Below are 24239 nucleotides of genomic sequence, written 5' to 3' on the forward strand. Positions count from 1 at the left end.
ACTGTAAATTGGTGGAGCTAGACGGGATCGAACCGTCGACCTCTTGCATGCCATGCAAGCGCTCTCCCAGCTGAGCTATAGCCCCGGATTTTCGCCTCGCGGCGCAGCGACATCTTGCAACATCGCTTGTGTGAAACTGGCGTCCCCTAGGGGACTCGAACCCCTGTTACCGCCGTGAAAGGGCGGTGTCCTAGGCCACTAGACGAAGGGGACGCAAACCCTTCTATACAACTGACCAGTGCTGAGTACTGATCGATTCAAGGCCGATGTGGCCAGGCCTTGAACTGTAAATTGGTGGAGCTAGACGGGATCGAACCGTCGACCTCTTGCATGCCATGCAAGCGCTCTCCCAGCTGAGCTATAGCCCCTCGTCGGTGAGGACGGGGCGAATCTTAAGGGGGGATCTGAAGGCTGTCAATTTTTTTTCCGCTTTTTGAAAAAAAATTTGCCGGGATAACAACCACTTACCGCCCCGCCCCGAAAACCCTGGCTTTTGCGGCCTTGTCGACCCGCATCAACCCCCGCAAAAGGTTCGTTACAGGCCGACAGAAAACGCCAAGGGCGACGATCAAACCGTCTGCGCCTGGATTTCAAGCGTAGCCGAAAAGATCGCCGCCCTTGGCGCAACCGTCCTGCAAAGGCGTCTTAGCCGATGGCGCCCAGCAGTTTTTCCCATTCCTTGTTCTCTTTCTTCGACACACCACCGAGCAGATCGATGGCCTGACGCAGACGGAAACGCGTCAGGTCCGGCCCCAGAATCTCCATGGCATCGAGTACCGATACCGAACTGGCCTGGCCAGTGATGGCCGCGAACATCAGTGGCATGGCGTCGCGCAGCTTCAGTTCCAGGGATTCAACCACAGCCTGAATGGTCGCGGTGATGCTGTCTTTCTCCCACTGACGCAGGCTTTCGAGCTTCCACAGGATCAACTGCATCAGCTGCCGCACCTGATCACCCGAAAGTTTCTTGGATTCGAACAACTTGGCATCCGGGGTCACGCCACCCGCGAAGAAGAAGCCGGCCAACGGTGCGATCTGGCTGAAGGTCTCGACCCGGCCCTGCACATGGGGCGCGATCTTCATCAGGTACTCGGGGTTCAGCGCCCAGGTCTGAACCCGGCTGGCGAACTCTTCCACCGGCAGATCCCGCAGCCACTGGCCATTGAGCCAGGACAGCTTCTCGATATCGAAGATCGGCCCACCCAGGGATACCCGCGACAGGTCGAAGTTATCGACCATTTCCTGCAACGAGAACTTCTCGCGCTCGTCCGGCATCGACCAGCCCATGCGCCCCAGGTAGTTGAGCATGGCCTCGGGCATGAAGCCCATGCGCTCGTAGAAGGTCACCGAGGTCGGGTTCTTGCGCTTGGACAGCTTGCTCTTGTCCGGGTTGCGCAGCAGCGGCATGTAGCACAGCTGCGGCTGCTCCCAACCGAAGTATTCGTACAGCAGGATCAGTTTCGGCGCCGAAGGCAGCCATTCCTCACCACGCAGCACGTGGGTGATGCCCATCAGGTGGTCATCGACCACGTTGGCCAGGAAGTAGGTCGGCAGGCCGTCGGTCTTCATCAGCACTTGCATGTCCATGCGATCCCACGGGATCTCGACGTCGCCACGCAACATGTCCGGCACCACGCAGACGCCTTCGGTCGGCACCTTCATGCGGATCACGTGGGGCTCACCGGCCGCCAGGCGCCGGGCCACTTCCTCCTTGGACAACAGCAGCGCACGGCCGTCGTAACGCGGGGTTTCGCCACGAGCCATCTGCTCGGCACGCATCTGGTCCAGCTCTTCGGCGGTGCAGAAGCACGGGAAGGCGTGGCCCAGGTCCACCAGTTGCTGGGCGTACTTCTGGTAGATGTCACCGCGCTCGCTCTGGCGATACGGGCCGTGAGGGCCGCCGACATCCGGGCCTTCGCTCCAATTGATGCCCAACCAGCGCAAGGCGTCGAAGATCTGCTGCTCGGACTCGCGAGTCGAGCGCAACTGATCGGTGTCTTCGATACGCAGAATGAACTCACCGCCATGCTGCTTGGCAAAGCAGTAGTTGAACAAAGCGATGTAAGCGGTACCTACGTGGGGGTCCCCGGTAGGCGATGGCGCGATGCGCGTGCGAACGGTGGTCATGGCTGGTCTCGAACAGATAGAAAAACGAGGAATAAAACAGGGGGCGAATGGTAACAGGCGACACCAGCACCGCTCCAGTGAGGAGGGCATTTAAGCCAAGGTTGCGACTACAGGCCGCTGCCAGCCCGCTGAATGGCCAATAATCAACAAGCGGCATTTACCACCCAGTGGCTATATGCCAGATTCGCCGGCTGATAGATTTCCTTACACTTTTCTCGACTACAGTCTGCCCATGCCTGCCCAACTCAAGCGTCGCCTGTTTGTTTTCCTGTCTCTGGTCCTGCTGATCGCCCTGGGACTGCTCGCCCATTGGTGGTTCCACGGCCGTTTTTATGAAACCACCGACAACGCCTACGTCCAGGGCGAAATCACCCGGGTTTCCAGCCAACTCAGCGCACGGATTGAAGAAGTGCGCGTGCAGGACAACCAGCACGTAGAGCAAGGCCAATTGCTGATACGCCTGGAAGGTCAGGACTTCCAGCTGGCGGTGGACCGCGCCCAGGCCGCCCTCGCCACCCGCGAGGCCGAACGCCTGCAGGCCCAGAGCAAACTGACCCAACAAGCCAGCCTGATCGCCGCCAGCCAGGCCCAGGTGGCATCGAGCCAGGCCAGCCTCGGTCGCTCGCAGATCGACCTGTCCCGGGCCCAGACCCTGCGCAAGCCCGGTTATGTCTCCGAAGAACGGGTCACCACCCTTTCCGCCGACAACCACATCGCTCGCTCCCAAGTAGCCAAGGCTGAAGCCGACCTGCAAGGCCAGCGCCAACAGGTCAACGCCCTGAACGCCGAGATCAAGCGCCTCGACGCACAGATTGCCAATGCCCGGGCCGACCTGGCCCAGGCGCAATTGAACCTGAGCCGCAGCGAAATCCACGCCCCCATCAGCGGCATCATCGGCCAGCGTGCAGCGCGCAACGGCCAGGTGGTACAGGCCGGCGCCTACCTGCTGTCGATCGTTCCGGACCAGGACATCTGGGTTCAGGCCAACTTCAAGGAGACTCAGATCGGTCACATGCAACCCGGGCAACAGGCCGAGCTGACCTTCGACGCCTACGGCGACACCCCGATCCAGGCCCGGGTCGACAGCCTATTCGCCGCGTCCGGTGCACAGTTCAGCCTGCTGCCACCGGACAACGCCACCGGCAACTTCACCAAGGTGGTACAACGCATTCCGGTAAAGCTGACCTTCGCCCCCGACAATCCCCTACAGGGCAAGATCCGTCCGGGCATGTCGGTCACGGTCAAAGTGAACGTCAAAGACCCTGTCGATGGCCGGTGATCAACTGCTGCGCCCGCTGGCGGAGCCCAGCCGGCGCGACTGGATAGCGGTCATGAGCGCCATGCTCGGCGCCTTCATGGCGGTGCTCGACATCCAGATCACCAACTCCTCGCTGAAGGACATCCAGGGCGCCCTCTCCGCCACCCTTGAGGAAGGCTCGTGGATCTCCACCTCCTACCTGGTGGCGGAGATCATCATGATCCCCCTCACCGCCTGGCTGGTGCAGCTGCTCTCGGCCCGGCGGCTGGCGACCTGGGTTTCGGTGGGTTTCCTGATCGCCTCCCTGCTCTGCTCCATGGCCTGGAGCCTGGAAAGCATGATCGTGTTCCGCGCCCTGCAGGGCTTTACCGGCGGCGCGCTGATTCCCCTGGCATTCACCCTGACCCTGATCAAGCTCCCCGAGCACCACCGGGCCAAGGGCATGGCCATGTTCGCCATGACCGCCACCTTCGCCCCCTCCATCGGCCCGACCCTGGGTGGCTGGCTGACGGAAAACTGGGGCTGGGAATACATCTTCTATATCAACGTGCCGCCGGGCCTGCTGATGATCGCCGGCCTGCTGTACGGTCTGGAAAAGAAGGAAGCCCACTGGGAACTGCTCAAAAGCACCGACTACACCGGCATCCTGACCCTCGGCCTGGGCCTGGGCTGCCTGCAGGTGTTTCTTGAAGAGGGCCACCGCAAGGACTGGCTGGAGTCGAACCTGATCGTGACCCTGGGCAGCATCGCCCTGGTCAGCCTGATCACCTTCGTCATCGTCCAGGTTTCCAAGCCCAATCCACTGATCAACCTGGGCATCCTGCGCAATCGCAACTTCGGCCTGTCGAGCATTTCCAGCCTGGGCATGGGGGTTGGCCTGTACGGCTCGATCTACCTGCTGCCGCTGTACCTGGCGCAGATCCAGAACTACAACGCCCTGCAGATCGGCGAAGTGATCATGTGGATGGGGATACCGCAGCTGTTCCTGATTCCGCTGGTGCCCAAGCTGATGCAGTTCATCTCGCCCAAATGGCTATGCGCCCTGGGGTTCGGCCTGTTCGGGCTGGCGAGTTTCTCGTCAGGCGTGCTCAATCCGGACTTCGCCGGACCGCAGTTCAACCAGATCCAGATCATCCGCGCCCTGGGCCAGCCGCTGATCATGGTCACCATCTCGCTGATCGCCACGGCTTACATACAGCCCCAGGACGCGGGCTCGGCGTCGAGCCTGTTCAACATCCTGCGCAACCTGGGAGGCGCCATCGGCATCGCCTTGCTGGCGACCCTGCTGGATGCCCGCACCAAGACCTATTTCGACTACCTGCGTGAAGCGCTGGTGCCCAGCAACCCGCAGGTGGCGGAACGCCTGGCGACCCTCACCGACAAGTTCGGCAGCGAGTCCGCGGCCCTTGGCAAGCTCAGCGAGATCACCCACCAGCAGGCGCAGATCATGGCCTACAACGACGCCTTCCATTTTGTCGGCATCGCCCTGGGCATCAGCATGCTGGCGGTCCTGCTGACCAAGGCCCTGCCCAAGGGCTTGAAGGCAGGAGAAGCCCACTGACCCACGAATTGCCTGTAGGAGCTGGCTTGCCAGCGAATAGGCTCCCAGCCCTTGCACAGGATTTGAGGGCCTCTTCGCTGGCAAGCCGGCTCCTACGAGGGATCGAGCGTCGTTAGACGGTCAGCAGGCGCTCGCGCAGCTTGGCGATTTCGTCGCGCATCTGCGCCGCGGCCTCGAACTCCAGGTCGCGGGCCAACTGGTACATCTTCTCTTCGAGCTGACGGATGCGCTTGCTGATTTCGCTCGGCGAACGCAGTTCGTTTTCGTAGCGGGCACTTTCCTCGGCCGCCTTGGCCATGCCCTTGCGCTTCTTGCTGCGCGAGCCCGGCACGGTGGCGCCTTCCATGATGTCGGCAACGTCCTTGAACACCCCTTTGGGGGTGATGCCATTGGCCAGGTTGAAGGCGATCTGCTTGTCGCGCCGACGCTCGGTTTCGCCAATCGCCCGCTCCATGGAGCCGGTGATGCGGTCGGCATAGAGAATCGCCCGGCCATTGAGGTTGCGCGCAGCCCGACCGATGGTCTGGATCAATGAGCGCTCGGAGCGCAGGAAGCCTTCCTTGTCGGCGTCGAGAATCGCCACCAGGGACACTTCCGGCATGTCCAGGCCTTCACGCAACAGGTTGATCCCCACCAGCACGTCGAAAGTGCCCAGGCGCAGGTCGCGGATGATTTCCACCCGTTCCACGGTGTCGATGTCCGAGTGCAGGTAGCGCACGCGCACGCCGTGGTCGGCCAGGTAATCGGTCAGGTCCTCGGCCATGCGCTTGGTCAGGGTAGTGACCAGCACCCGCTCCTCCAGCGCCACGCGCTTGGTGATTTCCGACAGCAGGTCGTCCACCTGGGTCAGGGCCGGGCGCACTTCCACTTGCGGGTCCACCAGGCCGGTGGGGCGCACCACCTGCTCCACCACGCGCCCGGCGTGTTCCGCCTCGTAGTTGCCCGGAGTGGCGGAGACAAAGATGGTCTGCGGGCTGACCCCTTCCCACTCGTCGAAGCGCATCGGCCGGTTATCCAGCGCCGATGGCAGACGGAAGCCGTACTCCACCAGGGTTTCCTTGCGCGAACGGTCGCCCTTATACATGGCGCCGACCTGGGGCACGCTGACGTGGGATTCGTCGATCACCAACAGCGCGTCCGCCGGCAGGTAGTCGTACAAGGTGGGCGGCGCGGCCCCGGCGGGACGGCCCGAGAGATAGCGCGAGTAGTTTTCGATACCGTTGCAGTAGCCCAGCTCGAGGATCATCTCCAGGTCAAAACGGGTGCGTTGCTCCAGGCGCTGGGCTTCTACCAGCTTGTTGTTGGAGCGCAGGTATTCCAGACGCTCCTGCAGCTCCACCTTGATGCCCTCGATCGCATCCAGCAGGGTTTCCCGTGGCGTCACATAGTGGCTCTTGGGATAGAAGGTGAAACGCGGCAGCTTGCGGATCACTTCGCCGGTCAGCGGGTCGAAGGCGCTGATGCTTTCCACCTCGTCGTCGAACAGCTCGATGCGGATCGCCTCAAGGTCGGATTCCGCCGGATAGATGTCGATCACGTCTCCCCGCACGCGGAAGGTGGCACGGGCAAAGTCCATGTCGTTGCGGGTGTATTGCAGGTCCGCCAGGCGGCGCAGCAAGGCACGCTGATCGAGCTTGTCGCCGCGGTCCACGTGCAGAACCATTTTCAGGTAGGTTTCCGGGCTGCCCAGACCATAGATGCAGGACACCGTAGTGACGATGATCGCGTCCTTGCGCTCCAGCAGCGCCTTGGTCGCCGACAGGCGCATCTGCTCGATGTGGTCGTTGATCGAGGCATCCTTCTCGATAAAGGTATCCGAGGAGGGCACATAGGCTTCGGGCTGGTAGTAGTCGTAGTAGGAAACGAAGTACTCCACCGCGTTGTTCGGGAAGAACGCCTTGAACTCGCCGTACAACTGGGCTGCCAGGGTCTTGTTCGGCGCCAGTACCAGGGTTGGGCGCTGCACCTGAGCGATGACGTTGGCGATGCTGAAGGTCTTGCCCGAGCCGGTCACGCCGAGCAGGGTCTGGTGGGCCAGTCCGGCCTCGATGCCTTCGACCAGCAGGCGGATGGCTTCCGGCTGGTCGCCGGCGGGCTGGAAGCGAGTGACTAGCTGGAATTCGGACATATCTACCTCTGGGATCGTTCATGCGCGGCCATACCGTACAGGAACGAGAAACACCGCGTACGACCCATGTCGCCGAGGAAAAAAACCGGAATGAGCTGGATGTGGAGGCAGATACCACGGCTTTCAAGGTAAAGGTCTTACACCCGTTAACACCCGGAAGGTTGCAATAAGACTAACGGTCGAAAAATAAAGCGAAAAACTTGTCGCAAAAGGTCAATCGGCTGTCGCCCCCCGCGATGATGGCCTCTATACTAGCTCCCCGTTTGTGCACCGCTCTAGTGCATTCGGCTGGAGCGCGACACGTCCCTCCACACTCCATTCAGAGCCGCCGTAAAAATGAGCCTGTTCTCCGCTGTCGAAATGGCACCACGCGATCCAATCCTGGGCCTCAACGAAGCATTCAACGCCGACACCCGTACCAACAAGGTCAACCTTGGGGTGGGCGTGTACTGCAACGAGGAGGGACGCATTCCACTCCTGCGCGCCGTTGTCGAAGCCGAGACAATTCGCGCCGCTCAACACGCTTCCCGTGGCTACCTGCCGATCGACGGCATTGCCGCCTACGACCAGGCGGTACAAAAGCTGCTGTTCGGCAACGACTCGCCACTGCTGGCCGCTGGCCGCGTGGTCACCACCCAGGCCGTTGGCGGTACTGGCGCCCTGAAAATCGGTGCCGACTTCCTCAAGCAACTGCTGCCCAACGCCGTGGTCGCCATCAGCGATCCGAGCTGGGAAAACCACCGCGCACTGTTTGAAACAGCCGGTTTCCCGGTGCGGAACTACCGCTACTACGACGCCGCCACCCACGACGTGAACCGTGCCGGCCTGCTGGAAGACCTCAACGCCCTGCCGGCCCAGTCGATCGTGGTGCTGCACGCCTGCTGCCACAACCCGACCGGTGTCGACCTGAGCCCGCAGGACTGGAAAAACGTCCTGGAAGTGGTCAAGGCGAAAAACCTCGTGCCATTCCTCGACATGGCCTACCAGGGCTTCGGCGACGGCATCGATGAAGACGCCGCGGCCGTGCGCCTGTTCGCCGAGTCGGGCCTGACCTTCTTCGTTTCCAGCTCGTTCTCCAAGTCGTTCTCGCTGTACGGCGAGCGCGTTGGCGCCCTGTCCATCGTCAGCAGCTCCAAGGAGGAAAGCGCTCGCGTGCTGTCCCAGGTCAAGCGCGTGATCCGCACCAACTACTCCAACCCGCCGACTCACGGTGCAACCATCGTCGCCGCGGTGCTGAACAACCCGGAACTGCGCGCCCAGTGGGAGCAGGAACTGGCGGAAATGCGCCTGCGGATTCGCGGCATGCGCACCCAGATGGTCGACTTGCTGGCCAAAGGCGCCCCTGAGCACGACTTCAGCTTCGTCGGTCGCCAGCGCGGCATGTTCTCCTACTCCGGCCTGACCGTCGAGCAAGTGACCCGCCTGCGCAACGAGTTCGGCATCTACGCCCTGGACACCGGCCGCATCTGCGTTGCCGCGCTGAACCAGAGCAACATCGAGGCAGTGACCAAGGCCATCCTCCAGGTGATCTGATCCGCACCCGTAGTAAAAAAAGGGAAGCCAGCCGGCTTCCCTTTTTTGTGGGCGCTCAGCTATTGCCCGGCCCTGCACCCTCTAGACTGTGACCTTGTTTCCCCTGCTGATCGAGAAACCGATGAAAAACGATGACCTGCGGGCCGACCGCGACGAACTTGAGCACTATCTGCCCCGCTCGCAGAAACGCGAGAAGAGCCTGGTACTGCAAATTGCCCTCGGCGTGTTTCTCGGCGGGCTGGCCCTGTGGCTGGTGCAACTGGCGGCCACGTCGCTGATGGCCAAACTGATGCTCGGCAGCCTGACCTTCGGCGGTTGAGCAGCCTCAGCCCGTCAGTTCAGCCAAGCGTTGACTGGCGGCATCATCAAACGCCACGTACAACGCCTCGGCCACCTGGCTCTTGATGGCCTTGGCGCTTTCCAGCCCGAGGACAAAACCTTCGGCCTTGCCGCCGGCACGCTGCAGATCGGGCGCCGACCCGGCCTGGGTGATGGCGTCCAACAGCTTGCTGGCCTGAGGCCCTACCCCTTTGGGCAGGCTGATCTGCTCGATGCTCATGACAGTACCCCGCAGCAAGGCGGGAACAACCGGGAAGGAACCCGGGATAAATCGAAGCGGATCATAAAGGCTTACCTGTGTGACTGGAGGCCGGTAGCGCGTGAAACCACTTCCGGGCAGCCATGGTAGCCCCTATCGGCTCACGTATCGGCCCGCCAGCCGATAAAACCCTCGAAGTCATGCCGGCAGTTGATTCAGATTCGCGCCGTGCTTAAAAAAATCTCCCAAGCTTGTTGACTTCCCTTTTTGAATCAGTAAGATACGGCGCATTCCGCGATAGCTCAGTTGGTAGAGCAAGTGACTGTTAATCACTGGGTCCCTGGTTCGAGTCCAGGTCGTGGAGCCATCTTCCTGCACTGATTTGCCTCACACCCAACAAGAGCGCCCTGCTCTTGCGGCAAATCAGACCAAGCGCATACCCCCTGTTAGTTTCCCGACCCGCATGTCAGTCCGGCATGCGGGAAAAGTGCGTTGCCGGACCGAATGTGTCATGCCAAGGTCTGGTTGCCTTGGCGCAATGGCCTGACGTAGGCTGTGCGCCTACTTTTCCGGCCAGTCAGACCACGATGTTCCTGCCAGCACAGTCCCCGTGCCTCTCCCCTTCGATGAGCCCTTCGGCAACCCTGGCCGTTGCCCAGCATGATTGCGCGATCAACCGTCGACGCCGCAGCGTCCTGTTCGCCTTCACCTTCTCCCCGCACCAGGGACGTCGCTAACCACGATTGAGCCCGGTGCCGCCGGCCGAATCTGGCTGACCAGCAAAGACGTCTCGAAGTGCCCCCCACTTCATTGAGCGCTTCGCCTGCAGCCGGCCCCGACGCCAAGGGCACAGGCCCGGCTATCGCCCATATCTCGGCGGATGCTGTCACGCGGCGCCCGCAACACCTCTATTTTTTCAGCGCCTGAAGTTGCCGGCGCAGGTCTTGAACATGAACAAAGCCTTGTTAGCCGCCCTGATCCTGGGCATTTCCATTGTCGGCCTGAGCATAGGTTCCACGGTGCCGATCCTTGCCCTGCGCCTGTATCAGGCCGGCGCTTCGAACAACCAGATCGGCATCATGTCGGCACTGCCCGCGGCGGGCATGATGCTCTCGGCCTTTCTGGTCAATGCCCTGGGCCAGCGCCTGACCCGACGCCAGATCTACCTGCTGTGCTTCAGCCTCTGCGCGCTGAGCGTGGCCGCCCTGGAACTGCCCGACGCCAGTCTCTACAGCCTGGGCCTGGCCCGGGTCGCCATGGGACTGGGTGCCGGGCTGATCATCATTATCGGGGAAACCTGGGTCAATGAAATGGCCGAGGACACCAGTCGCGGACGACTGGTGGCGGTCTACACCACTTGCTTCACTTTCTTCCAACTGCTGGGCCCAGGGCTGGTGTCTTTGCTGGGCACCGAGGGGCCGGCGGTACTGGCGATCGTCAGCGTCGGCTACGCCATCGCGATTGCCGTGGTCTGGCTGACCCTGCCCCAGACAGACGCCTCGGACGTCCATGAGCAAAGCCGGAGCTTCTCGGTTCTGGGCTTTATCCGCATCGCCCCGGCCTTGTGCGTGGGCATCCTGTTCTTCGCCTTTTTCGACAGCGTGGTGCTGTCGCTGTTTCCGGTGTACGCAGCCGGCCACGGCTACAGCATCAAGCTGGCGGCGCTGATGGTGACCATCATTCTCCTGGGGGATACGGCGTTCCAGTTTCCCCTGGGCTGGCTCTCGGACAAGCTGGGACGCCCCGGCATCTACCTGGGTTGCGGCTGCATCGCCCTGCTGATCGGCCTGTGCCTGCCACTGCTGATGAGCGCCCCCGGCCTGCTCTGGCCGAGCCTGGTCATCCTGGGAGCGGCGGCAGGCGGTATCTACACCCTGGCCATCGTGCTGATCGGTCAATCCTTCAGCGGCGCGGATCTGGTCACCGCCAATGCCAGTGCCGGCCTGCTCTGGGGCATCGGCAGCCTGCTCGGCCCTCTACTCAGTGGCGCGGCCATGAGCGGTGGCAGCTATGGCCTGCCCCTGACCCTGTCGGTGGCCGCGGCGGTGGTCGTGGGGTTTGCCGTGTCCCTGGTGCGCCAGGAACAACTCGACAACGTTGCGCAATAGCAGGACTGTCCTCTGCCGACGCGGCCCTGGTCATTCCCAGGCCGCGTTTTTGTCATTACCATCGCGCCCTTCGAATCCCCCCAACGGATAACCCTGCAATGGACCGAGCCCTGCGCCTCCTGCCTCTATGTGGACTGCTGTCACTGCTGCCGCTGCCGGCCATGGCCAGCCCGCCGGTGGATTGCGCCGCCCTGAGTGACAACGCCTCCCTGGAGGCCGGCCAATACCGCCCGCCCCTGGAGGCCAAGGTGATCGGTGAAGGACGGCTGCACTTGCACAGCGGACCAGACGCCGCCTGCATCAACAAGAAACTCTATGTGATCCCTGGCGACGGCCTGACGGTGTACGCCTCCAGCGACAGTGGCTGGGCCCAGGTCATGTACATCGCCAAGGACGGCGAGGACTACAGCGGCTGGGTCGAGGAAAAGCGCCTGCAACTGGGCAGTCATTACGGCGGCCCACAACTTCCCGGCGAGGTCACGACCTTTATCCAGCGCCACGAGGATTGCCTGCACTTTGCCGGCGAGGAGGCCTACGACGAAGAGCGCCGGGCCGAACTGGAGAAGGCCGTCAATGAAGTCTGCGTCGGCCACGATCGCCAACTCGCCGCCCTGCGCAGCCAGTACCAGGACAACCCGGAGGTCCTGCAAGCCCTGGAGCCCCTCGAAAACCTCGAATAACCACGCCTCGATAAAAAACGGCGCCTTCAGGGCGCCGTTTCTTCATGCCGCGACACTCGCACTCAATGCGTGACCTCGGCACTGCCGCGGGCATGGCTTGGCGCAGAACCGTCTCCGGGCTGCGGCGACGACTGGCCGGCAACCTCAGCCACCAGCGGAACCTCATTGCCTTCGGCATCGTGTAGCTTGCCGCCGCTGAAATAGTCCCCTTCACGCAACGCAGCAATGTCCTGGAAGCGCAGGCTGCGCTCGGTGCCGGCAACGAACACCGACTGCTGGTCGGAGTTGCCTGCGGTGAAGTGGTTGAACGCCAGGTTGAGCACGATCGCCATGATCGCCGAGGAACTGATGCCCGAATGGAAGATCGTCGCGAACCAGCTGGGGAAATGGTCGTAGAAGCTTGGTGCGGCAATCGGGATCATGCCGAAGCCGATCGAGGTGGCAACGATGATCAGGTTCATGTTGTTGCGGTAGTCGACCTTGGACAAGGTGCGGATGCCACTGGCAGCCACAGTGCCGAACAGGACGATACCGGCCCCGCCCAGCACCGAGGTCGGCACCGCGGCAATCACCCGCCCCATGAACGGCAGCAGACCGAGAACCACCAGGAACAGCCCGCCAGTGGCGACCACGAACCGGCTCTTGATCCCGGTGACCGCCACCAGCCCGACGTTCTGGGCAAAGGCGCTCTGAGTGAAGGAGCCGAAGATCGGCGCGATCATGCTCGACAGCATGTCGGCACGCAGGCCGTCGCCCAAACGCTTGGAGTCGACTTTGGTGTGGATGATTTCACCTACCGCAAGGATATCCGCCGAGGTTTCCACCAGCGTCACCATGACCACGATGCACATCGACAGGATCGCCGCGACATGGAAGGTCGGCATGCCGAAATGGAAAGGCGTGGGCAGCCCGAACATCGGCCCCTGGGTGACGCCGGAAAAGTCCGCCATGCCCAGGAACACCGCGACCACGGTGCCGATGATCATGGCCAGGAGAATCGACAGCCGGGAAATCGCCGCACTGCCGATCTTGCTCAGCAGCAGCACCAGGGCCAGCGTCAGGGCCGCCAGGCCGATGTTCGACATGCTGCCAAAGTCCGCCGCGCGACTGTTGCCGCCCATGGCCCAGCGCGCCGCGACCGGCATCAGCGTCAGGCCGATGGTGGTGATGACAATGCCGGTCACCAGGGGAGGAAAGAACTTGGTGATCCGGGAGAACACCGGGGTGATCAGCAGACCGATCAGCGAGGCGGCGATCACGGCCCCGAGCACCGACTGGAAGCCGCCTTCCCCGGTACTGGTGACAATCGCCACCATGGTTGAAACACCCGCAAAGGACACCCCTTGCACCAGCGGCAGCTTGCAACCGAAAAACGGCACGCCGAGGGTTTGCAGCAAGGTAGCCAGCCCCCCCGCGAACAACGAGGCCGCAATCAGCAGGCCGATCTCCGCCGGCGACAGACCGGCCGCCTGGCCGATGATCAAGGGCACTGCAACGATACCGCCGTACATGGTCAGCACGTGTTGCAGGCCATAAGCCATATTCGCGCCAATACCCAAATTTTCATCTTCGGGCCGTTGCTGTGAAACCTGGGGCGTATTCATGGTGTGGGGTTCCCTGTTTTTGTTATGCGCACACTGTATGCAACATCCAAGACAACTGTCCATAGGATTGTATACAGTTTGACCTTCATGATTTCCGCCGACCCCGTCAACGGACAACCCGCGCAAAGCCCTCGACCCTCGCCCCTCCACTCGCCTGAAAAGCCGCCCCAGAGCCGTCGCTCAACTCAGCGCCGGCCAGGAGCGGCGCCCGCTCGCAGGTTTTTTCAAGCCGTTCCAGGGATTGAAAAACAGCATGAAAAAAGCCGATCCGCTGACCGGATCGGCTCGGGCCTCGCACCCGAGGAACAATTACTGGGCCGGAACCCGGATCTTGTACACATTGGGTGCGACACGAACCCACTGATCACTGACCAGTGGATAGACCTTGGTCCGCGCCGACAGGCGCAGCAATTGCGAGTTGATGGTGGCCAGGGTCTTGACGTTGCCATCACGCGTATAGCTCAGCATGTTGTCCCGCAGATTGACGATGGTGTTCCAGGTGTCCGCGTTGTTGATGATGTACTGGGCGTTGCGCTCGAACGCCTCGCCCGGGTCATCATTGCGGCCGTTTGGCCCGAGGAACAGGTTCCACGGCATCCAGGTGTAGAAACCGTGGAAGGTGTCCCAGCCCAGGGGCCGTGGCGGCACGCCGGCGTTGGCCCGCACCACGCCCCGGCCGATCTCTTCAAGCAGGGTCTTGGCCTGGTCGTAGTCGGCCTGTACCGCCGGGGTGACATTGACCTGGTTGTCCCGTCCATAGCTGGGCAAGCGCCCGCCAAAGCCGTCCCAGAACCCTTTCAGCTCCTTGAGGTGCCCGCGCTGCACCACGGACATGTAGAAATCCCGCAGTTGGTTGTAGGCAATGATGTGATGGCGACTGACCGGGACGGTGTACGCCGCTCCAACACCGGAAGCCGTGAGATCGGCGTTGTAGTTGTTCGACGGTGGATAGGGTGAGCCGGCACGGGCGTCCATGCTCAGGTTGTAGTTGCCGTCGGGATTGGGTACGGCGTAGCTGGCGCTGGAGCACAGGCCGAGCACGACCAGCAGGGCTGCGAGCAGCCCTGCCTGGAATCGCCTCAGCGCGGCACCAGTGCTGTCGAACAGGCTTGAACGGGGTGTTTTGTGCATGATTCTCTCCTTGAGAAATGACCGGCTTGCCGGTGAAGTCTAAGGAGCAGGACCCTGCATATTTAACCGGGAATCGATTCCGCAGCGGCCCTGGCGGGCACCGTAAAGCCGGGAAAATCAGGACTCGAGCAATTGCCCGATCACCCGCGGCAACTCGGGATGGTTGGGCAGGCGCAAGGCGAACTCGTCCTGCAGCAGGCTCATCAGTTCCCCGGCCTCGGTGATCTCCCGTCGCTCGCTGGGCTGTCCCATGCGATGCAGGGCGTAGCTGCCGTTGTTCAGCGTGCGGCGCACTCCCGGCCCTATCAGCGCCACCTTCAGTTGGCCAAGGAAGGGTGAATCCGGGTGGGTGGAGACATACCAGTTGCCCATCTCGTAATCCACGTCGCCCTGCACCTGCAGATCGAAGACATAGAGAGCCCGCCATTGCTCCGCGACCTTGGCGCGCAGGGTGTAACTACCCTCGCGCCGGGTGATGCAATAGGGCTCATGGGGCGTGGCCTGCTCTGCCTCGGTGTCCAGCAGCAAAGGCGTGGTGGGTACCATGCCGCCAAAGCCGACGTCGGCGATGTAGCGTTGCCCGTCCAGATGCAACAGGGTCAGCCGATGGCTGCGAGCGGTGAGCGCATCCTCCGGCCCTCCCATCACCACCCGCCCGGTGATGCCCCGGGCCTCGTAGCCCAGGTGTTGCAGCAATGCCAGGAAGCTCTGGTTGAGCTCGTAGCAGTAGCCGCCGCGGCCCTCGTGGAGAATCTTGCGCTCCACGGATGCCAGATCGATGGGCACCGGCACCCGCAACAGGGTCGAAAGACTTTCGAAGGCAAAACGACAGACATGACGCCATTGCAGCTCCCGCAGGCTTTCCAGGGTCGGCGCCGGGGCGCGCAGGTAACCGAGTTGCTGCAGGTACAGGTCAAAGTTCATCAGGTGCGGCTGGCTCATGCACAAATCCTTGAAATGAGGGTCGCCCAGGGCCACAACCAACCCTGGCAGGTCGGGGTTATGTATAAGCCAGAAGCGGGGAATCCAGACAATGAATTCGCTCGATATTTTTTATTGCATTGGCCGTGGATTGGCCCTTGCCAGGCGCCTGGAACGCCCCTGTAATAGGCCCCCTTGGTGAGGCTGCGCAGCTTCTTCAACACCACCATGCCTTTGCACACATGGCCCCAGTGACGACACTCCGCCAGCACCTGCAACAACGCCTCAGCCGATCCTGAACCCTCAATCCAGCCCCGTTTACAAGGATGTAGCCATGCCGGTCGACTTCACTCTACGCCACGCTGAGCGCGGGGATGCGCTGTGCATCAGCGGCCTGGCCACCCAGGTCTTTCTCGACACCTACGCCACCGATGGCATGCGCAGCGACCTGGCCGAGGAGGCCCTGAGCGTCTACGCCCCGGAGCAGTTCCGCCAGCGCCTCGAAGATCCCGCCAGGACCCTCTTGCTGGCTGAGCGCAACGGGCACCTGCTGGGGTTCGCCGAACTCAGCCGCCAGGCCCGAGCGCCGCTCCCCGAGTTATCCGATGCCGTGGAACTGGTGCGCCTCTACGTGCAACGTCACGCTCACCGGCAAGGCGTTGGCCAGGCGCTTCTGCAACAGGTGGAAAGCCTGGTGAAAAACAGCGATACCCCCTGCCTGTGGCTCGCCGTGTGGTCAGAGAACCACCGGGCACAGGCCTTTTATCAAGCCCAGGGATATGCCTGCGTCGGCCACACCGCCTACGAGTTTGCGGGCAACGCCTACGCCAATCAGGTGTTCTGCAAGCGTTTCTAGCCCCCTCAACGATCGGAGCGCTGCAAGAGCTCCCCGGCGCGCTCCGCTGGCAAGGCCATGACACGGTTGCGGCCCATGGCCTTGGCCTGGTAGAGCGCCTCGTCCGCGCGCTCGATAAACATCTCGATACTGTCGCGCCCGGTGGGCACGAAGGAATAACAGCCCAGGCTGACCGTCACGCACCCCACCGGGGACCCGGAATGGGCAATGTCGCGCTGCATGACACTGCAGCGAATCTGCTCGGCCATGGCCAGCGCGCCATGGATATCGGTATCGGGCAGCAACACCGCAAACTCTTCACCGCCGTAGCGCACAGCCAGATCGGCCTTGCGCTGGCAGCAGCCCTTCAGGGCCTGGGCCACTTCCATCAGGCAGTGATCGCCCGCCACATGGCCATAGGTATCGTTGTAGCGCTTGAAATAATCGATATCGACCATGATCAGGCTCAACGCGCTGTGTTGCCGGGCACCCCGGCCGAACTCGATCATCAGGGAGCGCTCGAACAAACGTCGATTGGCCAGGCCGGTGAGGCTGTCATGGGTGGCGATCACCTCCAGCGCCTCTTGGGCATTGCGCAGGTCCGTCTCGATCCGCTCGTTGTTGCGCACCTGACTGACGAACACCCAACCGAACAGCCCCACCCCCAACAGCACCAGAGCGACGATGGCCGAGGATTGATAGGCCGAGGCGTACCAGCCCCTGAGAATCGAATCCTTGGAGTTTGCCGCAGCCACCACCAGCGGGTAGGCCTGCAACTGGCGATAGCCGTACAGGCGTGTCACCCCATCGACGATCGAGGTGATCATGGCATTGCCGGAAGTGGCCTCGGGCAGGTACTTGCTGAAGATCTCGCCGCGGGACAGGGACGCGCCGATCTGCCGCTCCTCGAATGGCCGCCGCGCAATCAGGGTGCCATCGGACAGGGCCAGGAACATCGCGCCCTGCTCATCGATATTGAAGCTTTTGAAGAACTGATCGAAGTACGCCAGCTTGATACCGGCCATCAGCACGCCCTGGAAATTGCCGTCGCGGTCATTGATCCGGCGCGAGATGGGGATGATCCACTCACCGTTGGCGCGACTGCGAATCGCCGGGCTGATATGAGCCTGCAGCGAGACGTTCTGCTGGTGAAAGCGGAAGTAGTCGCGATCGGCGACATCCTTGCCGTGGGGCGAATCGTTGAACGAACTGACCACCCACTGGCCTTGCTTGTCGTAGAGAAAGACCCCGCTCAACTGGGTCAGGGCCTGTACCCGCCGGGCAAAGATCTGCTGCAGGCGCGGGCGCTGCCGGGGCCCGTCCCCCAGGGCCTGGATCCACTCGGACAGGCTCATCAACACCAGGTCGGCCTCCATGAAGGTGTCCTCGGCCTGCTGGGCAATGGCCCGGGTCAGGTTGGTGGAGTTGACCTCGGCCTGAGCCAGGTCATGACGCCAGGACTGCTCCAACTGCAGGAACAGCAAACCGCACAGGCACAGGAATACCGTGGCAATGAAGGCGACCGCGGCCTTGAGCAGCGGCAGACGCTTGAGGTTGCCACCGGGGGCATGCTGAGGATCGTAGATGGGGACAGGCAATAGTGTCTTCCTGACGGGAAAGGCCTTTGCAACAAGGCACATCCCTGATTGTTTTCGAGACTGGCGCAACGGCCAGCACCCTGCGAAGCATCATTTGCGTGACGTTTGAACACAGGCAAGGCTCCGACGCAAGTGCATGCAGCCTGCCCCACGCTGGGGTTATCGGCCGCAAAGGGCGATGCATGAAGCGCGCAACGTCGACTGCAACAACATTCGATAATTCGCCGACACAGGACCGCCATCAGCGCCCGATCCGCCCTGAGCCCCCTGAACGCGCGAAACCGGGCATCGGACAGCGGCGGCGATATTACTCGGACAAAACCCGGCCAGCCGCCATGGGGGAGCACCGCGAAGCCTGATAGCCCCCCACGCCGAATGTCCGCAGAAGAGCGTAGTCGTAAGCTAGGCGACAAATACACGACTGCTTTTCAATGGCATTACCACTGGACGCGCGGCTAAACAGTTAGTACGACCAAGCCCTCCGTGCCGTAAAGGCCCGCGTGAAGAAAAAGCAGAGACTCAAGGCATACGCAAATGCCCACAGCCCAGCCATGGCCTGGTGACATGGCGCTCCGGAATGAGATGGCAAGCAACCTCAATCGCACGTCCCCGACACAAACAACCTCAACGGCCGGTTTTCGGGCGAAGGTTTGAGTCTCTTGGTAAACTCGCGCCCATAGCAAACCACACTTGACTGTGCCGAATGGCCGACGCGGCCATCGGTGCGTTGGCGCCCCTGATCATGACAATCGCCTTGTAATACAAGCGAAAAGCCATTGCCGCTTGAACCAACGCCCTTCAGAAAGCGCCCACTTATCCCCTAGAACACGCATTAAACACGTAGAGCAAAATGGTCCAGAATTCAGCTACAACCCCAGTAAACTCAAGCCCTACGCTGTCCCGGCGGTTTAGCGTTGCACCCATGATGGATTGGACGGACCGCCACTGCCGCTACTTCTTGCGCCTGCTGTCCAAGCACACCCTGCTCTATACCGAAATGGTCACCACCGGTGCGCTGCTCAATGGTGATCATGAGCGTTTTCTGCGCTACCACCAGAGCGAGCATCCGTTGGCGCTGCAATTGGGGGGCAGTACTCCGGGGGATCTGGCGGCCTGTGCACGAATGGTCCAGGAACATGGCTATGACGAGGTCAACCTGAATGTCGGCTGCCCTAGCGATCGGGTGCAGAACAATATGATCGGCGCCTGCCTGATGGGGCACCCGGCTCTGGTGGCCGATTGCGTGAAGGCCATGCGCGATGCGGTGTCGATTCCAGTGACGGTCAAACATCGGATCGGCATCAACGGCCGTGACAGTTATGCCGAGCTGTGTGATTTCGTCGGCCAGGTCCATGAGGCTGGTTGCAACAGTTTTACCGTGCATGCGCGCATTGCGATCCTTGAGGGGCTGTCGCCCAAGGAAAACCGGGATATTCCGCCGCTGCGCTACGATGTGGCTGCGCAATTGAAGGCGGACTTCCCGCAGTTGGAGGTGATACTCAACGGCGGCATCAAGACCCTGGAGGCCTGCCATGAGCATCTACAGACCTTTGACGGGGTGATGTTGGGGCGTGAGGCCTATCACAATCCCTACCTGCTGGCCCAGGTGGACCAACAGCTGTTCGGCAGCGGCGCGCCGGTGATTTCCCGTGCCGAGGCGCTGGCGCAATTGCGGCCCTATATCGCCGAACATCTGGCAAGCGGCGGCGCCATGCATCACATCACTCGCCATGTACTGGGACTGGGGACCGGCTTCCCCGGAGCACGCAAGTTCCGCCAGTTGTTGTCGGTGGATATCCACAAGACCCAGGACCCATTGGGCCTGCTGGATCAGGCCGGGCAACTGCTTGAGGGACGTTAACCGTCAACCGGATTGAACCTGATGCGGCTTTTGATATCTGAATAACCTGAAATCTGTCCCGCATTCAGACAGCTGTTTTCAGGTCGCCGCCCCCGGCGGCACCACAAGCCTTTCGCGCCCTTGAGCGCCTGCCAGCGCTCGGGTAATGTCACCAGACCCATAGGACAGAGCACGCTCATGACTTCCAAGCTGGAACAACTGAAGAAAATCACCACCGTGGTGGCCGATACCGGCGACTTCGAGGCCATTGCCCGGGTCAAGCCGGTGGACGCCACTACCAACCCCTCGCTGCTGCTCAAGGCCGCGGCCATTCCTGGTTATGCCGATCTGCTGAATGCCTGCGTCAGCGATTGCAAAGGCGATGTCGGCCTGGCCAGCGATCGTTTTGGCGTAGCGGTAGGCCAAGAGATCCTCAAGGTCATTCCCGGCCGCATTTCCACCGAAGTGGATGCCCGCCTGTCGTTCGACACCGAGGCCATGCTCAAGCGTGCCCATCGCCTGATCGAACTCTATGAGAAAGCTGGTGTGGGTCGCGACCGGGTACTGATCAAGATCGCCTCCACCTGGGAAGGCATCCGCGCCGCCGAGCAACTGGAGCGCGAAGGCATCCAGACCAACCTGACCTTGCTGTTCTCCTTCGCCCAGGCCGTTGCCTGCGCCGAAGCCGGCGTGTTCCTGATCTCGCCATTCGTGGGACGGATCTACGACTGGTACAAGAAAGCCACCGGCAACGATTACCTCGGCGCCGACGATCCTGGCGTGCAGTCGGTTACCCGCATCTACAACTACTACAAGGCCAATGACTACAAGACCGTGGTCATGGGCGCCAGCTTCCGCAACCTGAACCAGATCGAGCAACTGGCTGGCTGCGATCGCCTGACCATCAGCCCGGACCTGATCGAGAAGCTGGCCGCCGACACCGGCAAGCTGGAGCGCAAGTTGAGTCCGGGCAAGACCGGTGAGGCCCGTCAGAGCCTGAACGAAGCGCAGTTCCGCTGGGCTTCCAACGAAGACGCCATGGCCACCGAAAAACTGGCCGAGGGCATTCGCCAGTTCGCCCGCGACCAGGAGAAGCTCGAAGCCCTGCTGGCAGCCAAGTTCTGATAGCTTCGCAGCAATGCAAAAAGGGCGAACCCTCACAGGTTCGCCCTTTTTTTTAATGCGCGAGCGCCTCAGTCGATCAATGACGCTCCAAAGCGTTCACCAGATCATGGAACGCTTCGCGATTGGAGTCATTGAGGCCCATGAGGATCTTGTGCGCCTCCAGGACCTTGATCCGCACCACTTCCTCGGATTGGTCCTGGGACGGCAAGTCGGTCAGGCATTCCGGGCAAGGTATCGGACGATCGACGATGTTGAACACCTGATCGAAGCCCATGGACTGCAACAGCCGGGTAATGTCTTCGTGGGTGGTGACGACAGTGGGCAACAGACCGACTTTTTGCCGTGACAGGATCGACAGCTTGGCCAGCAGGCCCAGGGTGGTGCTGTCGATGCTACGGGTTTCGGTCAGATCGATGACGATCGCCGAAAAATTCAGCGCAGTGAAAATCCGCTCAATAGTCGCATCCAGCGCCGAACACAGGGTCAGGCGCACTTCACCGATGAACTTCAGGACGAAGGTGCCATCCTGCTCGGCGAACTGGATTCTACCGGTACTCATTAAAGGTTCCTGCTCAACACTAACAGGGCGATATCATCCGGCATCTCCCCTAGCGTGGCCAATCCAAAAACTTGCCGCAGGCCATCCAGGCTGCCGCCCGCCGCTCTCACCCGTTCGGGCAAGGCCGCTTCTTTTTCTTTGAGTGTAGGCTCGGACAAAAGGTCCAGAATCCCGTCGGACATCAGCGTCAGGCTGAACACCGGCGGCAACTCCAGAACATGGTCCTCATAGGTCGCCTCGTTGAACAGGCCCACCGGCAAACCACGCCCTTCCAGATAACGCACACTGTCCGGGGTGTACAACACCGGCAACGGCAAATGCCCGCCAATGCTATAGGTCAACAAACCGGTCTCCTCGTCGATGACTCCACCGACCATCGTGACATGTTTGCCCAGCTTACAGCTGATCAGACCACGGTTGATATGGCCCAGCACTTCCGAAGGCTTGAATTCCGGCAAGGTGCCGTTGCGCTTGGATTCGAACAACAGCCGCGTGGTCATGAACTTCAACAGCACGGTGACAAAGGCTGATGAGGCGCCATGACCGGAAACATCCGCCAGATAGAAGGCGACGCGACGCTCATCGACACGGAAGTAGTCGACGAAATCTCCCGACAGGTACAGCGACGGGATGATCTGGTGCGCAAAATTGAACTCGTCGATCGACCAGGGGCTGGTGGGCAGCATGTTCATCTGCACTTGGCGACCGGCATTCTGGTCTTCCTGAAGCAAATTGAGGCTTGCTTCAAGTTCGCGATTAGCGGCTTCGAGCTTTTCCCGATAACGCTGGTTTTCCAGGAGCAGGCGCGCTCGATCAAGGGCCCGGCGCACAGAGTGCTCGAGCACGGCCAGATCTTCCAGCGGCTTGATCAGGTAGTCAGCCGCCCCCAGACGAAGGGCTTCGACTGCATCGTTCATCACGCCCGCGCCCGAAACCACAATCACCGGGGTTTGCGGAGACTGCTCGGTTACTTGACGGATCAGTTCGAGACCGCCCATCTGCGGCATGCGCAGATCGCAGATCACCAGATCGGGATGGACGTGCTGGAATACCTGAAGACCCTGCTGGCCGTTGGCAGCCTGCAGTACGCTGAAGCCACTGTCTTCCAAATAGGCCGCGAGACTTGCGCGTACTACTTCGTCGTCATCGATTATCAGCAGCGTGGCACTGGTTTTTTGCATGTGGGCAAACGGCGCCAGAATTAGGTTGGCGTAGCTGGCTTGGCCTGGGGCCTGGCGCACGCTACTGGATTCGCTTTCTAGCCACTCTGGAAATGCAGCCAGGACCTTCAGCCCTGCACGCCCGCCTACCAGAGGTGCCCTTCTAAGGCGCAGACGGTACTCCCATCCGCGGGGCGTTTCAAGCTCATGCCGATGGTCGCCTGACGTCTTTACATCGCAAATCACCGGGAGTTATAAAAACCGCCAAAACCGCAACTCAATCGCAGGATGGAACCCATGAATCAAAACCAGCGTGACTACAGTGAAAAGCGCGATTACATCCGGATGCGGGTGGATGCCGAGGTCACGCTAATCCACCAGGGACAGGTGATTGAAGCGGTCTGTATCGACCTTTCCAGCAGCGGCATGCAGGTTCAGGCGCCCCGCTCATTCCAGGTCGGTGATCGCTTGAGCGTACGTATCGACTCCGAACATGCAGCCTTGAGAGGACTGGAAGCAGAGACCGAAGTGGTCTGGGTCAATGGGCTGGAGGGAGGCGGTCAGAAACTTGGGCTTACAATCCTTAAAATGAAGTAAAAGTCTCCCCCATGAAAAAGGCGGCCCAATGGCCGCCTTTTTAGTTGCTACCGGACAGCTGCTCGATCAGAAATCGTCTTCGACCTTACCGTCCTTGACCTTGAATTCACGATTCTGCAGGTAGGCATTACGAATGAACGTGTACTTGTCGCCACGTATCAGCTTGTCCGCGGACAGCAGACTGGCACGGGTATCGATGATGTCCACGCCAATAGTGGTGTTACGCGCAGGAATATCATTCATGTAGCGATAGGGTTCGGTGTAGCTGTCGACATACTTGGCTGGCGCGTCACGCAAAGTGCTTGGGCCCAGGAACGGCAGCATCACGTAAGGGCCGCTGCCCAAGCCCCAGTAACCGAGGGTCTGGCCGAAATCTTCATCGTTGCGCTGCAGGCCCATCTTGGTGCCAACATCAAAAAAACCCGCGACCCCCAGGGTGGTGTTCATCAACAGGCGCGCCGTATCCACACCGGCTGCACGCGGCTTGGCCTGGAGGATGTCGTTGGCCAGGTTGCCGACGTCACCGAGGTTGCGGAACATGTTGTGGATGCCGTCTTCAAGAAACTGCGGCGTGACTGCCTGGTAGCCCTGGGCCAATGGCTTCAGGGCATAAGTGTCGAGGGTATCGTTGAAGGTGAAGATGGGACGGTTGATGCTCTCCCACGGATCCTCTTCAGCCGCCTGGGCGACCAGGGGAGCCAGCGTCACACCGGCACTCATACATAGCGGAACTAGATAACGGCTCCAGCGCATAGCAGGAAACTCCTTGGGTTGTTCTCTCTTGGGGCTATGCCCTGAGGTTAGGCTCGGGAGTATAAATCGGATACGCCGGTTTAGGCAGCATCACTGCAATCAGGCTGAACGCGCCGGACCGCCAGTACCGCTCACGTTCACCCGACTGTCACCTGCATGTCATCTTGTCCCGCTAGCCTCGCC

Annotated in this window: 20 protein-coding genes and 4 tRNA genes; 11 read left to right on the plus strand and 13 right to left on the minus strand. The window is 61.3% G+C overall.

Annotated elements, in window-relative coordinates; all coding sequences use genetic code 11:
• Positions 1–9: 9 nt before the first annotated feature.
• From L1O02_RS20785 to gltX, 4 genes are all read right to left on the minus strand, one after another.
• Positions 10–85 (minus strand) — tRNA-Ala (locus L1O02_RS20785).
• 52 nt (positions 86–137) lie between these two features.
• Positions 138–213: transfer RNA gene (locus L1O02_RS20790), tRNA-Glu, on the minus strand.
• A gap of 79 nt (positions 214–292) precedes the next feature.
• A tRNA-Ala gene (locus tag L1O02_RS20795) sits at positions 293–368 on the minus strand.
• A 277-nt stretch (positions 369–645) separates the two neighbouring features.
• The gene (gltX, locus tag L1O02_RS20800) at positions 646–2127 is read right to left on the minus strand and encodes a glutamate--tRNA ligase (protein WP_016965547.1); all 1482 of its coding nucleotides are present in this window, start codon (positions 2125–2127) and stop codon (positions 646–648) included.
• Positions 2128–2359: 232 nt separating this feature from the next.
• Between gltX and L1O02_RS20805 the strand changes: the two genes are divergently transcribed.
• Positions 2360–3406 (plus strand): HlyD family secretion protein, encoded by a 1047-nt coding sequence (locus tag L1O02_RS20805; protein WP_060838394.1) that lies wholly within the window; start codon positions 2360–2362, stop codon positions 3404–3406.
• A complete protein-coding gene (locus tag L1O02_RS20810; protein ID WP_060842995.1) occupies positions 3396–4946 on the plus strand; it encodes an MDR family MFS transporter in 1551 nt (516 codons plus the stop codon). Before L1O02_RS20805 ends, L1O02_RS20810 begins: the two co-directional genes overlap by 11 nt.
• 112 nt (positions 4947–5058) lie before the next feature.
• Here the strand turns inward: L1O02_RS20810 and uvrB are convergent, their stop codons facing one another.
• Positions 5059–7074 carry an excinuclease ABC subunit UvrB gene (gene uvrB / locus L1O02_RS20815; RefSeq protein ID WP_060842994.1) on the minus strand — a complete coding sequence of 672 codons (2016 nt, stop codon included), beginning with the start codon at positions 7072–7074 and terminating at the stop codon, positions 5059–5061.
• Between the two features lie 336 nt (positions 7075–7410).
• Between uvrB and L1O02_RS20820 the strand changes: the two genes are divergently transcribed.
• Together L1O02_RS20820 and L1O02_RS20825 are read left to right on the plus strand one after the other, a co-directional pair.
• Positions 7411–8607 (plus strand): amino acid aminotransferase, encoded by a 1197-nt coding sequence (locus L1O02_RS20820; RefSeq protein WP_060842993.1) that lies wholly within the window; start codon positions 7411–7413, stop codon positions 8605–8607.
• Positions 8608–8728: 121 nt separating this feature from the next.
• Positions 8729–8926 (plus strand): hypothetical protein, encoded by a 198-nt coding sequence (locus L1O02_RS20825; RefSeq protein ID WP_060841907.1) that lies wholly within the window; start codon positions 8729–8731, stop codon positions 8924–8926.
• A gap of 6 nt (positions 8927–8932) precedes the next feature.
• Here the strand turns inward: L1O02_RS20825 and L1O02_RS20830 are convergent, their stop codons facing one another.
• Entirely contained in the window at positions 8933–9166 is a 234-nt protein-coding gene (locus tag L1O02_RS20830) for a hypothetical protein (RefSeq protein ID WP_060838390.1), read from the minus strand.
• Positions 9167–9436: 270 nt separating this feature from the next.
• Between L1O02_RS20830 and L1O02_RS20835 the strand changes: the two genes are divergently transcribed.
• The 3 genes from L1O02_RS20835 (at position 9437) to L1O02_RS20845 (ending at position 11933) form a co-directional block, all read left to right on the plus strand.
• Positions 9437–9512: transfer RNA gene (locus L1O02_RS20835), tRNA-Asn, on the plus strand.
• A gap of 583 nt (positions 9513–10095) precedes the next feature.
• Complete coding sequence (locus tag L1O02_RS20840) at positions 10096–11253, plus strand: MFS transporter (RefSeq protein WP_108544871.1); 1158 nt, start codon at positions 10096–10098, stop codon at positions 11251–11253.
• Positions 11254–11351: 98 nt separating this feature from the next.
• Positions 11352–11933 (plus strand): SH3 domain-containing protein, encoded by a 582-nt coding sequence (locus L1O02_RS20845; RefSeq protein WP_108544870.1) that lies wholly within the window; start codon positions 11352–11354, stop codon positions 11931–11933.
• Between the two features lie 62 nt (positions 11934–11995).
• Here the strand turns inward: L1O02_RS20845 and L1O02_RS20850 are convergent, their stop codons facing one another.
• The 3 genes from L1O02_RS20850 to L1O02_RS20860 all read right to left on the minus strand — a co-directional run bounded on the left by L1O02_RS20850 (position 11996) and on the right by L1O02_RS20860 (position 15610).
• Positions 11996–13537, minus strand: a complete 1542-nt coding sequence (locus tag L1O02_RS20850) for a nucleobase:cation symporter-2 family protein (protein WP_060838387.1) — start codon at positions 13535–13537, stop codon at positions 11996–11998.
• 309 nt (positions 13538–13846) lie between these two features.
• Positions 13847–14668 (minus strand): hypothetical protein, encoded by an 822-nt coding sequence (locus L1O02_RS20855; protein ID WP_060838386.1) that lies wholly within the window; start codon positions 14666–14668, stop codon positions 13847–13849.
• Between the two features lie 117 nt (positions 14669–14785).
• Positions 14786–15610, minus strand: coding sequence for an arylamine N-acetyltransferase (locus tag L1O02_RS20860; protein ID WP_108544869.1), 825 nt, complete (start codon positions 15608–15610; stop codon positions 14786–14788).
• A gap of 313 nt (positions 15611–15923) precedes the next feature.
• Between L1O02_RS20860 and L1O02_RS20865 the strand changes: the two genes are divergently transcribed.
• Positions 15924–16445 (plus strand): GNAT family N-acetyltransferase, encoded by a 522-nt coding sequence (locus tag L1O02_RS20865; RefSeq protein ID WP_060838384.1) that lies wholly within the window; start codon positions 15924–15926, stop codon positions 16443–16445.
• Between the two features lie 5 nt (positions 16446–16450).
• Here L1O02_RS20865 and L1O02_RS20870 read toward each other — a convergent pair whose 3' ends face one another.
• Complete coding sequence (locus L1O02_RS20870; protein WP_235758641.1) at positions 16451–18022, minus strand: diguanylate cyclase; 1572 nt, start codon at positions 18020–18022, stop codon at positions 16451–16453.
• Between the two features lie 850 nt (positions 18023–18872).
• On the opposite strand from L1O02_RS20870, the gene dusA reads away from it, so the two are divergent.
• Together dusA and tal are read left to right on the plus strand one after the other, a co-directional pair.
• Positions 18873–19883 carry a tRNA dihydrouridine(20/20a) synthase DusA gene (gene dusA, locus L1O02_RS20875; RefSeq protein ID WP_235758643.1) on the plus strand — a complete coding sequence of 337 codons (1011 nt, stop codon included), beginning with the start codon at positions 18873–18875 and terminating at the stop codon, positions 19881–19883.
• Between the two features lie 177 nt (positions 19884–20060).
• Entirely contained in the window at positions 20061–20987 is a 927-nt protein-coding gene (gene tal, locus L1O02_RS20880; protein WP_108544866.1) for a transaldolase, read from the plus strand.
• Positions 20988–21063: 76 nt separating this feature from the next.
• Here tal and rssC read toward each other — a convergent pair whose 3' ends face one another.
• Both rssC and rssB read right to left on the minus strand, forming a co-directional pair.
• Entirely contained in the window at positions 21064–21546 is a 483-nt protein-coding gene (gene rssC / locus L1O02_RS20885) for an anti-sigma factor antagonist RssC (protein ID WP_016968051.1), read from the minus strand.
• Positions 21546–22727, minus strand: coding sequence for a two-component system response regulator RssB (gene rssB / locus L1O02_RS20890; RefSeq protein WP_108544912.1), 1182 nt, complete (start codon positions 22725–22727; stop codon positions 21546–21548). The genes rssC and rssB overlap by 1 nt, the downstream gene beginning before the upstream one ends.
• A gap of 276 nt (positions 22728–23003) precedes the next feature.
• Between rssB and L1O02_RS20895 the strand changes: the two genes are divergently transcribed.
• Complete coding sequence (locus tag L1O02_RS20895) at positions 23004–23303, plus strand: PilZ domain-containing protein (RefSeq protein ID WP_060838373.1); 300 nt, start codon at positions 23004–23006, stop codon at positions 23301–23303.
• Positions 23304–23369: 66 nt separating this feature from the next.
• Here L1O02_RS20895 and L1O02_RS20900 read toward each other — a convergent pair whose 3' ends face one another.
• Positions 23370–24056 carry a VacJ family lipoprotein gene (locus L1O02_RS20900; protein ID WP_060838372.1) on the minus strand — a complete coding sequence of 229 codons (687 nt, stop codon included), beginning with the start codon at positions 24054–24056 and terminating at the stop codon, positions 23370–23372.
• Positions 24057–24239 lie beyond the last annotated feature (183 nt).

The sequence above is a fragment of the Pseudomonas sp. BC42 genome (assembly GCF_021560055.1).
In the GTDB taxonomy this organism is placed as follows: Bacteria; Pseudomonadota; Gammaproteobacteria; order Pseudomonadales; family Pseudomonadaceae; genus Aquipseudomonas.

Coding starts and splice junctions, on each gene's coding strand:
- gltX (WP_016965547.1), bottom strand. CDS start 2,127: ATGACCACCGTTCGCACGCGCATCGCGCCATCGCCTACCGGGGACCCC.
- L1O02_RS20805 (WP_060838394.1), top strand. CDS start 2,360: ATGCCTGCCCAACTCAAGCGTCGCCTGTTTGTTTTCCTGTCTCTGGTC.
- L1O02_RS20810 (WP_060842995.1), top strand. CDS start 3,396: ATGGCCGGTGATCAACTGCTGCGCCCGCTGGCGGAGCCCAGCCGGCGC.
- uvrB (WP_060842994.1), bottom strand. CDS start 7,074: ATGTCCGAATTCCAGCTAGTCACTCGCTTCCAGCCCGCCGGCGACCAG.
- L1O02_RS20820 (WP_060842993.1), top strand. CDS start 7,411: ATGAGCCTGTTCTCCGCTGTCGAAATGGCACCACGCGATCCAATCCTG.
- L1O02_RS20825 (WP_060841907.1), top strand. CDS start 8,729: ATGAAAAACGATGACCTGCGGGCCGACCGCGACGAACTTGAGCACTAT.
- L1O02_RS20830 (WP_060838390.1), bottom strand. CDS start 9,166: ATGAGCATCGAGCAGATCAGCCTGCCCAAAGGGGTAGGGCCTCAGGCC.
- L1O02_RS20840 (WP_108544871.1), top strand. CDS start 10,096: ATGAACAAAGCCTTGTTAGCCGCCCTGATCCTGGGCATTTCCATTGTC.
- L1O02_RS20845 (WP_108544870.1), top strand. CDS start 11,352: ATGGACCGAGCCCTGCGCCTCCTGCCTCTATGTGGACTGCTGTCACTG.
- L1O02_RS20850 (WP_060838387.1), bottom strand. CDS start 13,537: ATGAATACGCCCCAGGTTTCACAGCAACGGCCCGAAGATGAAAATTTG.
- L1O02_RS20855 (WP_060838386.1), bottom strand. CDS start 14,668: ATGCACAAAACACCCCGTTCAAGCCTGTTCGACAGCACTGGTGCCGCG.
- L1O02_RS20860 (WP_108544869.1), bottom strand. CDS start 15,610: ATGAGCCAGCCGCACCTGATGAACTTTGACCTGTACCTGCAGCAACTC.
- L1O02_RS20865 (WP_060838384.1), top strand. CDS start 15,924: ATGCCGGTCGACTTCACTCTACGCCACGCTGAGCGCGGGGATGCGCTG.
- dusA (WP_235758643.1), top strand. CDS start 18,873: ATGGTCCAGAATTCAGCTACAACCCCAGTAAACTCAAGCCCTACGCTG.
- tal (WP_108544866.1), top strand. CDS start 20,061: ATGACTTCCAAGCTGGAACAACTGAAGAAAATCACCACCGTGGTGGCC.
- rssC (WP_016968051.1), bottom strand. CDS start 21,546: ATGAGTACCGGTAGAATCCAGTTCGCCGAGCAGGATGGCACCTTCGTC.
- rssB (WP_108544912.1), bottom strand. CDS start 22,727: ATGCAAAAAACCAGTGCCACGCTGCTGATAATCGATGACGACGAAGTA.
- L1O02_RS20895 (WP_060838373.1), top strand. CDS start 23,004: ATGAATCAAAACCAGCGTGACTACAGTGAAAAGCGCGATTACATCCGG.
- L1O02_RS20900 (WP_060838372.1), bottom strand. CDS start 24,056: ATGCGCTGGAGCCGTTATCTAGTTCCGCTATGTATGAGTGCCGGTGTG.